We start from the raw sequence: 13,666 nt of genomic DNA on the forward strand, positions 1-13,666 counted from the left end.
CCGGGTCACCTCGCCGTGAGTTCCCCCGCGGCCGCCGTGTCCGAGCGGTTCTCTTTCCCGGTCACTGATGTTCCGGACGGTTTTCCGAATGGTGTTCCTCACGGCTTCGGACGCCCTTTCTCTGTACGGTTCCCGCGTTCCGGTCCCCCCGTACGTTTGTGCAGGTCATCCCCAGCCGCTGTCGTCGTCGAGCAGGACGGGGGACGCCACCGTGGCGGGTGCGGCAACGCTGTCGGCCCCGCTGGTTTCCGCGGCGGCCGGGCCGGCCGTGGCTGCGGCCGTCAGCAGGAAGAGAACGGTGACGGCGAACGCGCGGACAGACTTCATGGCTTCTCCCGGAATACGAGGGCGAGTGGTGCTTGAAAAGTCCCGTCCGGCGTTGTCCGGCCGTTCCCCTTCCGCTCTTCCAGGATGGTGGGTGCCCCCATCCGGAATCCATGGAAGAAGCCATTCACCAAGTTCCCCGACACCGAAGCGGGGGGGTGCACAAAACACTCACACCTTCCCAATCGGTGACATTGCGGGCCGTACGGCTGTCCTGGATCGCCGGTACCGAGAACCGGCTACCGCCTCTCCGGAGCCGCGAACGCGTTGCTTGTGGCCGGTAGTCGACCGTGGCCAAGATGGGCCCGGTTGCCCGGAACCCTCGTCTCCGCGTTCGGCGGAGACGACCCCTCCGCACCAGGACGCCCGCACGTGCAGCGGCCCACGAGATGCCGCCGTGTCCGGGCCCGAGCCCCGGACCGCCGACCCCGGCGCCCCCCTGACCGAGGTGGATCATGTCTGCTCCCCAGCACGTCACGCTGCCCCTGACCGCCGCCCAGAGCGCCGTCTGGTTCGCTCACCAACTCGCCCCGGACTCCCCCGTCTACAACGTCGGCGAGTACGTCGAGATCCACGGCCCCGTCGACGCCGCCCTGTTCGAGGCCGCGCTCGCGCAGGCGGTCAGCGAGGCCCAGACCCTGCATATCCGGCTCACCGAGACCCCGGACGGGCCGCGCCAGCTCATCGGCCCCGATCCGGGCCCCCGGCTGCGCCACCTCGACGTCAGCGCGTCGGCCGACCCGGGCGCCGCCGCACGCCGGTACATCACCGCGGACATGGCGCGGCCCGTCGACATCCTGGGCGCCGATCTCTTCGGGTACACCCTCGTCCGCCTCGCCGACGACCACTACCTGTGGCACCAGCGGTACCACCACGTGCTCGTGGACGCCTTCGCGGCGGCGGCACTCACCGCCCGCGTGGCCCGCCTCTACACCGCGCTCGCCGCACCGGACGCGGAGGGCTCCGCCGACGTACGGGCCGCCGCCTTCGCCCCGCTGGCCGGTCTGCTCGACGACGAGCGGGCTTATGGCGCCTCGGAGCAGCGCACCCGCGATCGCGACCACTGGTCCGAGCGGTTCGCCACGCCGCCGGACGCCATCGCCACCCTGGCCCGCGACGGGCGGCAGGCCGCTCCCTCGTCCGGGTTCCTGCGCGCCGAGGCCGCCCTCGACCGGGCCGACACCGACGCCATGCGCGCCTTCGCCCGCGCCGGCCGCACCAACTGGACCGCCCTGGTCGTCGCCGCCTGCGCCGCCTATCTGCACCGCAGCACCGGTCTGACCGACATCACCCTCGGCATCCCGGTCAGCGCCCGGCGCGGCGCGGACGCCCGCAACACGCCCGGCATGGTCTCCAACGAGCTGCCGCTGCGGCTGCGGATCACCCCGGACACGTCCGTCGGCGACCTGCTGCGCGCCACCACCGTCGAACTGCGGGCCCTGCTGCGCCACCAGCACCACCGGTACGAGGATCTCCGGCGCGACCTGCGGCTCCTGGACAGCGGGCAGCATCTGTTCGGGCTGATGGTCAACATCATGCCGTTCGACTTCGACGTCACCTTCGCCGGTCACCCCATCACCGTGCACAACGTCTCCAACGGACCGGTCGCCGACCTCAACGTCGCCGTCTACGACCGCTCCGACGGCAGCGGACCGCACTTCACCTTCGACGCCAACCCGGCCCTGTACGACGCGGCCGAACTGGAAGCCCACCAGCGCAGGTTCCTCGACTTCCTCACCGCGTTCGCCGGCCACGGCCCGGACCTGCCCGTCGGCCGCCTCGACACCCTCACCCCCGCCGAACGCGCGGACCTCGCGGCCGCGGCCGATGCGCGCCCGCCGGTGCCCGTACCGCCCGGATCGATCCCCGACCTGTTCGCCGCGCAGGCCGCGTCGACGCCCGGGGCCACGGCCGTGGTCGCCGCCGACCGCACCCTGACCTTCGCCGGGCTGAACGCCCGCGCCAACCGCCTCGCCCATCTGCTCCTCCACCTCGGCGCCGGACCCGAGCAGTTCGTGGCGCTGCTGCTTCCGCGGGGCGCGGACATGGTGACCGCGCTGCTCGCCGTCCTGAAGGCGGGCGCCGCCTACGTCCCCCTCGACCCCGGCCAGCCCGCCGAGCGCACCGCGCGCATCCTCGACGAGGCCACGCCCCTGCTCGTCCTCACCACCGAGGACCTGACCGCCCAACTCCCTTCCGGCCAAAGCCCGTACGACGTCCTCACCGTGGAGGACGTACGTCTCGACCAGCCGGGCCTGCCCGACGTCGACCCCACCGACGCCGACCGCACGAGCCCGCTGCTGCCCGCGCACCTGGCCTACGCCATCTACACCTCGGGCTCCACCGGCCGCCCCAAGGGCGTCGCCGTGCAGCACGCAGGGCTTACGAGCCTCTTCCACCACCATCTGCGGGAGTTCGCCGCACCGGCGCTGCGCGAGGCAGGACGGGACCGCTTCCGTGTCGCGCTCACCAACTCCTTCTCCTTCGACGCCTCCTGGACCGAGCTGCTGTGGCTGGTCGCCGGGCATGAGCTGCACGTCATCGACGACGACACCCGGCGGGACGCCACCGCCCTCACCGCCTACGCGGCCCGCCACGCCCTGGACCTCCTCGACACCACGCCGAGCCACGCCCGCCAGCTGGTCGGCGCGGGCCTGCTCAGCGGCGCCCACCGCCCGCACGTCCTGGTGCTCGGCGGCGAGGCCGTCCCCGACGACCTGTGGGCCGAGCTGCGCGCCACCGAGGGCCTGAGCGCGCGCAACGTCTACGGGCCCACCGAATGCACCGTCGACGCCTTCTACTGCGACCTGCGCGACGCCCCGTCGCCCGTCATAGGCCACCCCGTCGACAATCTGCGCGCGCACGTCCTCGACGCCGCCCTGCGCCCCGTGCCGCCGGGCAGCACCGGCGAGTTGTACCTCTGTGGCGAGGGACTTGCCCGCGGCTATCTCGGCCGCGCCGCCCTGACCGCCGAGCGGTTCCTGGCCGACCCCTACGGTCCGCCCGGCGGCCGCATGTACCGCACCGGCGACCTGGTGCGCAGCGCCCCCGACGGGCAACTCCTGTTCCAGGGACGCGCCGACGAGCAGCTGAAGGTGCGCGGCCACCGCATCGAGCCCGGCGAGATCGAGACCGCCCTCACCACCCACCCCGGCGTCGCCCAGTGCGCCGTCATCCTGCGCGAGGACCGGCCCGGCGTACGCCACCTGACCGCCTACGCCACCACCACACAAGGCACCACCGCCCCGGGCGCCGGCGCCCCCGAACCCGCCGCCCTGCGCGCCCACCTCGCCGCCACCCTGCCCGACTACATGGTCCCGGCGGCCTACGTGATCCTCGACGCCCTGCCGCTGACCCCCAACGGCAAGCTCGACCGGCGCGCCCTGCCCGCCCCCGAGATCGGGGCGGCCCCGGACAGCCGGGCACCGCGCAGCCCCGACGAGGAACTGCTCTGCGGCCTGTACGCCCGGCTGCTCGGCGCCGCCCGGATCGGCATCGACGACAGCTTCTTCGCCCTCGGCGGCGACTCCCTGCTCGCGGTGCGCCTCGCCGCCCTCGCGCGCGCCGCCGGGCTGGAGTTCAGCGCCGCCGAGGTGTTCCGGCACAAGACCGTCGCCGAACTCGCCCCCGCCGCCCGTCGCGCGGCGCCCACCAGCGTCGCCCCGGCCGCGCTGCCCGCTCCGGAGCCCGCCGACGCCGCCGAGCTCCGCGCCGCCCACCCCGGCCACACCGACGCCCTGCCGCTCACCCCGCTCCAGGAGGGCATGCTCTTCCACGCCCTGTACGACACCGAGGCCGCCGACCCCTACCTCGCCCAGACCACGTACGAACTGACCGGCTCCCTCGACGCCGAGGCCCTGCGCCGGGCCTGCGACGCGCTCATCACCCGGCACGAGAGCCTGCGCGTCGCCTTCGCCCGTACCGCGTCGGGCCGCACCTTCCAGGTGGTGACGGACACCTCCGCAGCGCCCTGGCGGCAGCTCGACCTCACCGGCGAGGACCCCGACGGCCAGGCGCGGCTGCTCGCCGCGGAGGAGGAGGCGGACCGCGCCCGGCGCTTCGACCTGAGCGCGGCACCGCTGGTGCGGTTCACCCTGGCCCGGCTCTCCGACGACCGGCACGCCCTGATCCTGACGGGGCATCACATCATTCTCGACGGCTGGTCCCTGCCCCTGCTCATGGGGGACCTGCTCGACGTCCTGAGCGAGAGCCCGCACGCCCCCGCCCCGCACGCCCACGCCCCGCACACCCCCGCCCCGCACGCCGCCCGTCTGCGCGACTACGCGGCCCTGCTGGCCGGACGCGACCAGGACGCGGCGGACGAGGCCTGGCGGACCGCCCTCGACGGCATCGACGAACCGACCCTGGTCGCGCCCGGCGCGGAAGCCGCCCGCGCCCCGGTCCCGCCCGAGCAGGTGACCGTCGAACTCTCCTACGGCGAGACCGAGTTGCTCACCGCGGCGGCCCGTGCCCGCGGACTCACCCTGAACACCATCCTGCAAGGCGCTTGGGCGGCCGTCGCCGGCCAGTTGGCCGGCCGGGACGACGTCGTCTTCGGCTCCACCACGTCGGTGCGTCCCCCGGAACTGCCGGGCGTCGACCAGCTGGTCGGGCTGCTCATCAACACCGTCCCCGTACGCGTACGGCTCGACCCGGCCGAACCCTTCGCCCGGCTGCTCGCCCGGCTCCAGGACGAGCAGGCCGCGCTCAGCCCGCACCACCACACGGGACTCGCCGCCGTACGCCGTGCCACCGGCCTCGACCAACTCTTCGACACCACCATGGTGTTGGAGAGCCACCTGACCGGCGACGGCGAGTCCGTGCCCGACCGGCCCGGTACCGGCCTCGCGGTCCGGGTCGCCGCGAGCCACGGCGCCACCCACTACCCGCTGTCCCTGGTCGCCGTCCCCGGCCGGGCCCTGCGCCTCAACCTCGGCTACCGGTCCGACCTGTTCGACCGGGACACCGCCACCGCCATCGCCGCCCGCACCGCACGGCTCCTGACCGCCTTCGCGACCGCCCCGGACACACCAGTGGCCCGGCTGCCGCTGGCCTCCGCCGCCGAGCGCGAGACCGTGCTGCGCGCCTTCAACGCCGCGACCCCGCCCGCCAGTGACGGGACTCTGCCCGGCCGCGTCGCCGCGCAGGCCGCCCGCACCCCGGACGCGCCCGCCCTGATCAGCGACGACCGCACCCTGACCTACGCCGAACTCGACCGGGCGGCCACCCGCCTCGCGCACCGCCTCCGCCACACCGGGCTGCGCCCCGAGGAGCCGGTCGCCGTCCTCCAGGAACGCGGCTGCGACCTCGTCGTCTCGCTGCTCGCCGTCCTGAAGGCCGGGGGCGCCTGCCTGCCGCTGGACTCCCGCTCGCCCGCCGGGCGCCTGCGCGCCATGACCGAGCGTGCGGGCGTACGCGTCCTGCTCACCGACCCGGCGTCCGACGCGCTCGCCTCAGCTGTGCAAGCCCCGCACACCCTGGACATCACCCAGGACGTCACACGGGACGAAGCGGCTCCGCCCGGACCCCTGCCCGACCCGCACCCCGACCAGCTGGCGCAGGTGCTCTTCACCTCCGGATCCACCGGCGAGCCCAAGGGCGTGGCGCTCACGCACCGCGCCGTCCTGGACCTGGCCGGGGACACCGCGTGGCGCAGCGGCCACCACGGCCGGGTGCTCCAGCACTCCTCGCAGGCGTTCGACGCGGCGACGTACGAGATGTGGGTCCCGCTGCTGCACGGCGGTGCCGTCGTGCTCGCCCCGCCCGGCGAACTCGACGCCGCCGCCCTGGAGCACGCCGTCACCGCCCACGGGGTGAGTGCCGCCTGGCTGACCGCCGGTCTCTTCCGGCTGCTCGCCGAGGAGTCCCCGGCGTCCTTCCGCGGCCTCGGCGAGGTGTGGGCCGGCGGCGACGTGGTCCCGGCGCAGGCCGTGCGGGCCGTGATGGACGCCTGCCCCGGCATCGTCGTCACCGACGGCTACGGGCCCACCGAGACCACCGTCTTCGCCGCCCGCCACCCCCTGCACGACCCCGCGGAGATCCCCGCCACCGTGCCCATCGGCCGCCCCCTAGACGGCGTCAGCGCCTACGTCCTGGACAGCGCGCTGCGTCCCGTCCCGCCCGGCGCCCCCGGCGAACTCCACCTCTCCGGGCCCGGCCTGGCCCGCGGCTACCTCGGCCGAGCGGCCCTGACCGCCGAGCGGTTCGTCGCCGACCCCTTCGGTCCCGCGGGCGGGCGGATGTACCGCACCGGCGACCTGGTGCGCTGGACCGCCGACGGTGTCCTGGTCTTCCTCGGCCGCGCCGACGACCAGGTCAAGGTGCGCGGCTTCCGCATCGAACCGGCGGAGATCGACGCCGCCCTGACCAGGCACCCCGACGTCGCCCAGTGCTGCGTCCTGCCCCGCGAGGACACCCCCGGCGTCAAGCGCCTGGTCGCCTACGTCGTGCCGCCCGCCGGACGCGAGATACCGGGCGCCGACGAACTGCGCGTCCACCTGGCGCCGTTGCTCGCCGAGTACCAGATCCCGGCAGCCTTCGTACCGCTGGAGCGGCTGCCGCTGACCGCGAACGGCAAGGTCGACCGGCGCGCCCTGCCCGCCCCCACGTTCACCACCGGCCGCACGCACCGCGCCCCGGACGGACCCCGCGAGGAACTGCTCTGCGCGCTCTACGCCGACGTACTCGGCCTGGATCAAGTAGGCCCCGACGACGGGTTCTTCGAACTCGGCGGCGACTCCATCGTCTCCGTACGCCTGGTCGCCAGGGCACGCGCGGCCGGTCTCGCCCTCACCCCGCGTGACGTCTTCACCGAGCGGACGCCCGCTGCCTTGGCCGCCGTCGCCCACGCCCTCGACCCCGACGCGGACACGGCACCGGCCGACGACACACCGCCCCCGCCCGCGCTGGACGGCGCGGAGCTCGACGAGCTGCTGTCCGAATGGGAGATGACCAAGTGACCACGCCAACGGCTCCCGCGAGCTCCGGCCCCCGTCCCGAGCGCCCCGAGCGCCCTGAGCGTCCCGAGCGCCCTGAGCGTCCCGAGGTGCTGCCCCTCACCCCGCTCCAGGAGGGCATGCTCTTTCACTCCCTCTACGACACCGAGGGCGCCGACGTCTACACCGTCCAGACCTGCCTCGACCTCACCGGACCCCTCGTCGTCCCCGCCCTGCGGGCCGCCGGGGCAGACCTCCTCGCCCGGCATCCGGCCCTGCGCGCGGGCTTCCTGCAGCGCGCCGGCGGCCAGGCCGTGCAGATCGTCCCCGCCACCGGGACGCCCGAGTGGGAGGAGGTGGACCTCAGCGCGCTGCCCGAGGCCGAGCGGGAGGCGGCCCTGACCGGCCTGCTCGCCCGCGACCAGGAGCGCCGATTCAACCCGGCCAAGCCGCCCCTGATGCGCCTCACACTCGTGCGCACCGGCGCCGAGCGGCACGTCCTGATCCTCACCCACCACCATCTCGTCATCGACGGCTGGTCGTTGCCGCTGGTCCTGCGCGACCTGTGCGAGCTGTACGCCCGGCACGCGAGCGGCGGGGCGAGCGGCGTGGCGGGCGACTGCGCCCTGCCGCCGGCCCCGCCCCACCACCGGCATCTGAGCTGGCTGGCCGGGCAGGACCGGGCGGCGGCCGAGGACGCCTGGCGCACCGCACTCGACGGCGTGGACGAGCCCACCCTGGTCGCCCCGGACGACACCCGGCGTTCCGACTGCTTCCCGCTGCGAGTGGTGGAGCGGCTGCCGGAGGACCTCACACGCGCCCTGACCGCGCTGGCCCGCGGGCGCGGTCTGACCGTCAACACCCTGGTGCAGAGCGCCTGGGCGCTGCTCGTCGGACACTTGACGGGGCGTCAGGACGTGGTGTTCGGGACCACCGTCTCCGGGCGCCCGCCGGAGCTGCCCGGCGTCGAGGACATGGTCGGACTGCTGATCAACACGGTGCCGGTACGCGTCCGGCTCGACCCCGCCGAGCCGCTGGCCGGGCTGCTGACCCGCGTACAGGACGAGCAGGCCGCCCTGATGCCGCACCACCACCTCGGGCTCACCGCCGTCCGGCGCGCCCTGGGCAGCGGCCAGGACCTGTTCGACACCGCCGTGGTGTTCGAGAACGCGCCCTTCGACCACGACGGCCTGGAGCAGCGGTTCGGCGACATCCGCGTCCGCCTGCTGGAGGACACGGCGGCCACCGGCACCATGCACTACCCCCTCAGCCTGCTCGCGGTGCCGGGCCCCCGGCTGCGCCTGGACGTCAGCTACCGCCCCGACGTCTTCGACACGGACACGGCCCACCGGCTCGCGGCCCTGCTGCATCGCATCCTCGCCGCGTGCGTCGAGACTCCCGAGCTGCCCGTCGGTCGTATCCCCTTCCTGGACGCGGACGAGCGGGCCGCCTTGCGGACCCTGGAGGAGGGGCCTGCCGTCGCCCGTCCGGCGACGACGCTGCCCGCGCTGTTCTCGGCGCAGGCCCGCCGCACGCCGGACGCCACCGCGCTCGTCTTCGAGGGCGAGCACCTGACGTACGCCGAGGTGGACTCGCGCGCCACGCGGCTCGCCCGCGCCCTGCGCGCCGAGGGGGTGCGCCCCGGCGCCGTCGTCGCGGTGGCCCTGCCGCGCTCGCTCGACCTCCTCGTCACCCTCTACGCGGTGCACAAGGCGGGCGCCGCCTATCTGCCGATCGACCCCGCCTACCCCGAGGACCGCAGGCGGTACATGCTCGACGACGCCGCGCCCGCCCTCACCGTCACCCCCGAGAGCTACCGCACCCTCCTGGCGCGCGAGCCCGCCGCCGACGAGGCCCCGCTGCCCGACGTCCTGCCCGACTCGCCCGCCTACCTCATCTACACCTCGGGCTCCACCGGCCGCCCCAAGGGCGTCGTCGTCCCGCACCGCGGCATCGTCAACCGGCTGCTGTGGATGCAGTCCGCCTACCGGCTCGACGCCGAGGACCGGGTCCTGCACAAGACGCCGACCAGTTTCGACGTCTCCGTGTGGGAGCTGTTCTGGCCGCTCCTGGTCGGCGCCGCCCTCGTCGTCGCACCCCCCGACGCCCACAAGGACCCCGACCAGCTCGTCCGCCTGATCCGTGCCGAGCGCGTCACCACCGTCCACTTCGTGCCGTCGATGCTGGAGGCGTTCCTGCGGGCCCCCGGCGCCGCCGACGCCACCCCGCTGCGCCGTGTGATCTGCAGCGGCGAGGCGCTGCCCACCGCTCTTGCCGGGCGCTTCCACGCCCTGTTCGACACCGCGGGCACCGGCCTGCACAACCTCTACGGGCCCACCGAGGCGTCCGTGGACGTCACCCACTGGCGCAGCCGCGGCGACGAGGACGGGCCCACCGTGCCCATCGGCCACCCCATCGACAACACCCGCGTCCACGTCCTCGACGCCGGGCTTCGGCCCGTGCCCGTCGGCGCGAGCGGGGAGTTGTACCTCGCCGGGGTCCAGCTCGCCCACGGCTATCTCGGCCGGACGCCGCTCACCGCCGAGCGCTTCGTCGCCGACCCGTTCGGCCCGCCCGGCGGCCGTATGTACCGCACCGGTGACCTGGTGCGCTGGACTGCCGACGGCGCCCTCGTCTTCCTCGGCCGGGCCGACGACCAGGTCAAGCTGAAGGGCTTCCGGATCGAACTCGGCGAGATCGCCGCCCGCCTCGACCTGCACCCGCACGTCGAGCAGTCGGCGGTGGTGGTGCGCGAGGACACTCCTGGCGCGCCGCGCCTGGTGGCGTATGTCGTACCGCCGAATGTTTCTTGTGCCGTCCCGGGGAGCGGCGTGTGCGACGAGGACGCGTTGCGTGCGCACTGCGCGGCCGCCCTGCCCGAGCACATGGTGCCCAGCGCCTTCGTCAGCCTGGACCGCCTGCCGCTGTCCCTCAGCGGAAAGCTGGACCGACGGGCGCTGCCCGCCCCGGTGTTCAGCGCCTCCGGCGGCGGGCGGCCCGCCGCCGGAGCCCTGGAGGAGCAGCTGTGCGCGCTGTTCTCGCAGGTGCTCGGCGTCGAGGGCGTCGGCCCCGAGGACGGCTTCTTCGCCCTGGGCGGCGACTCCATCCTCTCCATTCAGCTCGTCGCCGCCGCCCGCAAGGCCGGCCTCGCCCTCACCCCCCGTGACGTCTTCAAGCACCGCACCCCGGCCCGGCTCGCCCTAGTCGCCGCACCGGCCGCGGCGGCCGTGCCCGCCGAGCCGTCGGACGCCGGAACCGGCACCGTGCACGCCGGGCCGATCACGCGGTGGCTGCTCGAACAGGGCGGTCCCGTCGACGGGTTCAACCAGTCCGTCCTGGTCCGCACGCCCGCGGGCGCCACCACCGAGGAGCTGACGCGAGCCCTCCAGACGCTACTCGACCACCACGACGCCCTGCGCCTGAGCCTGGCCACCGACGACGCCTCGGGATGGCGGCTCGACGTCGCCGCACCCGGCACCGTACGTGCAGCCGACTGCCTGACCCACGCGGTGGCACCGGCCGATCGGCCCCTGGCGGATGTGGTCGCCGCCGAGGCGCGCGCCGCGCAGCGCGCCCTCGACCCGCGCGCCGGACGCGTCGTCAGAGCCGTCCACCTGACGAACCCCGCGGGCGAGGACGGACGCCTGCTCCTGATGATCCACCACCTTGCCGTCGACGGGGTGTCCTGGCGCATCCTGCTGCCCGACCTGGCCGCCGCCTGGACCGCCGCGCACGAGGGCCGCACCGCCGTACTCGACCCGGTGCCCACGTCACTGCGCACCTTCGCCCGGCACGCGTCCGAGGCCGCCACCGACCCGGCCCGCACCACTGAACTGGCCCTCTGGCAGGACATCCTGGCCGCGGACGAGCCCACCCTCGGCCACCGCCCCCTGGACCCGGCGCGCGACACGTACGCCACCCGCCGCGAGGTCACCGTCACGCTGTCCGCCGCCGACACCGAGGCCCTGCTGACCGACGTGCCGCAGGCCTTCCACGCCGGAGTGGACGACGTCCTGCTCACCGCACTCGCCCTCGCCGTCACCAGGCGGCGCGGCAGGGCAGCGTACGACGGCGGGGGGCTCGGGACGACGGCTTACGACGGCGGTGTGCTCGTGGATCTGGAGGGTCATGGCCGCCATGACCTCGGCCGCGACCTCGATCTGACGCGGACCGTCGGCTGGTTCACCAGCCTCCACCCGGTGCGCCTGGACCCGGCCGTCACCGACTGGGCGCAGGTCCATGGCGCGGGACCGGCGCTCGGGCAGGCCCTGAAGGCCGTCAAGGAGCAGCTGCGCGCGATCCCGGACCGGGGCATCGGCTACGGCCTGCTGCGCCACCTCAACCGCGACACCGCCCCCGTGCTCGCCGCCCGGCCAGGGCCGCAGATCGGCTTCAACTACCTGGGCCGGACGGCCACCGGCCACGCCGGGGACTGGGAGCAGACCGACGAGGCGTACGCCGTGGACGCCGTCGCGGACGCGGAGATGCCGCTGCCGCACGCCCTGGACGTCAACGCCGTCACGGAGGACCGCCCCGACGGGCCGCGGCTGACCGCCGGCTGGTCCTGGCCCGGCGGTCTCCTCGACGAGGCGGACGTGCGCGACCTCGCCGACAGTTGGGCGGACATGCTGCGCGCCCTGGTCACGCATGTCCGGCAGCCCGGTGCGGGCGGCCTGACCTCGTCGGATCTGGCGCTGACGGAACTGACGGGTGAGCTGGTGCCGCAGGCCGAATTGGAGGCTCTTGAGGACGGTCGTACGGGGGTTGATACGGGGGCGGGCGTCGAGGACGTCCTGCCGCTGACCCCGCTCCAGCAGGGCCTGTACTTCCACGCCCTGTACGACGCGGCCCTGCCCGACGCCTACCACGTCCAGCTCACCCTCGATCTGGCCGGGACCGTCGACGAGGCCGCGTTGCGCACCGCCTGCCAGGCACTGGTCGACCGGCACGCCGCGCTGCGCACCGCCTTCACCCTGCTCGACTCCGGCACGCCCGCCCAACTGATCGTGTCCGGCGCCGAAGCGGCCTGGGAGTTGCACGACCTGGCTGCGTGCGCTCCCGCCGAACGGGATGCGCGCCGCGAGGAGATCCTGGCCGCCGACCGGGCCCGGCGGTTCGACCTGGCGGCGCCGCCGCTGGTGCGGTTCGCCCTCGTCCGGGAGGGCGGGGATGCCGCCACGCTGGTCGTGACGGTCCATCACATTGTGTTGGACGGGTGGTCGGTGCCCGTCGTATTGGGGGAACTCCTGGCTCATTACGGGCAGTTGGTGGAGGGCGGTGCTGCTGCGTCACCCGGGCCGCGTCCGGGGCCCGCGCTGCGTGAACACCTCGCATGGCGGTACGGGCAGGACCGCGGGGCGGCCGAGAAGGCGTGGCGGGACGCGCTCGACGGGCTTGCCGCGCCGACGCTGGTCGCTCCGGCCGCCGCGCCCGCCGTTTCCGTACTGCCGGAACGGGTGACCGCGGAGCTGACCGAGGCGGAGACACGGGCGCTGGGCGCGTTCGCCCGCGAGCGGGACCTCACCCTCAACACCGTCGTGCAGGGTGCCTGGGCGCACGCGCTCGCCGCCCTCACCGGTCGGCGCGACGTCGTCTTCGGCGCGGTCGTCTCGGTCCGGCCGCCCGAACTGCCGGGCGCCGGGGACGCGGTGGGTCTCTTCATCGAGACGGTGCCGGTCCGGGTGCGGGTCGGCTATTCGGAGGCGGTCGAGGTACGGGACGGCGATCGGGAGGCGTTCGGCGAGGCGTTGTCCCGCCTCCAGGACGAGCAGACCGCGCTCGCCGAGCACCATCACCTGGGTCTGGCCGCCATCCAGCGGCTTGCGGGCGGGGCTCCGCTGTTCGACACGTCCGTCGTGTTCGAGAACTATCCGTCGGCCGACACGGGCGCGGACGCCGACACCGACACCGACGCCGGCACCGGCGTTCCGGCGGGCGGGCTGCGCCTGAGGGGCCTTCAGGGCCGGGACGCGTACCACTACCCGCTCAACCTCATGGGGGTCCCCGGCGACCGTCTCTACCTCCAGCTCACCCACCGGCCCGACGCGGTCGACCGGCGCACCGCCGAGCGGGCCATGACGCTGCTGCGCACCGCACTGCGGGACATCGCCGGCACCGGGCGGCCCGCCGCGCCTCCTGCCCCGGCCGGCCCGGTGACCGAGGCGGCGCTGTGCGCGCTGTTCGCGCAGGCCCTCGGCGTCGACCGGTTCGCACCGTCCGACGACTTCTTCGCCCACGGCGGCGACTCCCTGCGCGCTCTGCGTCTGACCGGCCGACTGCGCGCCCTAACCGGGGACTCCGGCCTCCCAGTGCGCACCGTCCTGGACGCGCGTACTCCCCGCGCCCTCGCCCGCCACCTCGCCTGACCACTCTCCCTCAGGCCCCCACTCCCCCAAGCCCTCACGCCC

3 protein-coding genes are annotated in these 13,666 nt (G+C 74.6%); 2 read left to right on the plus strand and 1 reads right to left on the minus strand.

Annotated elements, in window-relative coordinates; translation table 11 throughout:
- Nucleotides 1–165: 165 nt before the first annotated feature.
- Nucleotides 166–327 (minus strand): hypothetical protein, encoded by a 162-nt coding sequence (locus tag ABZ906_RS43430; protein ID WP_361200615.1) that lies wholly within the window; start codon nucleotides 325–327, stop codon nucleotides 166–168.
- Nucleotides 328–779: 452 nt separating this feature from the next.
- On the opposite strand from ABZ906_RS43430, the gene ABZ906_RS43435 reads away from it, so the two are divergent.
- The gene (locus ABZ906_RS43435; protein ID WP_361392605.1) at nucleotides 780–7,283 is read left to right on the plus strand and encodes an amino acid adenylation domain-containing protein; all 6,504 of its coding nucleotides are present in this window, start codon (nucleotides 780–782) and stop codon (nucleotides 7,281–7,283) included.
- The gene (locus tag ABZ906_RS43440) at nucleotides 7,280–13,624 is read left to right on the plus strand and encodes an amino acid adenylation domain-containing protein (RefSeq protein ID WP_361392607.1); all 6,345 of its coding nucleotides are present in this window, start codon (nucleotides 7,280–7,282) and stop codon (nucleotides 13,622–13,624) included. Before ABZ906_RS43435 ends, ABZ906_RS43440 begins: the two co-directional genes overlap by 4 nt.
- The last annotated feature ends 42 nt before the right edge of the window (nucleotides 13,625–13,666 follow it).

This window comes from Streptomyces sp. NPDC046925, from assembly GCF_040644915.1.
GTDB lineage: Bacteria > Actinomycetota > Actinomycetes > Streptomycetales > Streptomycetaceae > Streptomyces.

Bases quoted from the DNA above. Each gene is read 5' to 3' on its own strand.
- ABZ906_RS43430 (WP_361200615.1), bottom strand. From the start codon at position 327: ATGAAGTCTGTCCGCGCGTTCGCCGTCACCGTTCTCTTCCTGCTGACG.
- ABZ906_RS43435 (WP_361392605.1), top strand. From the start codon at position 780: ATGTCTGCTCCCCAGCACGTCACGCTGCCCCTGACCGCCGCCCAGAGC.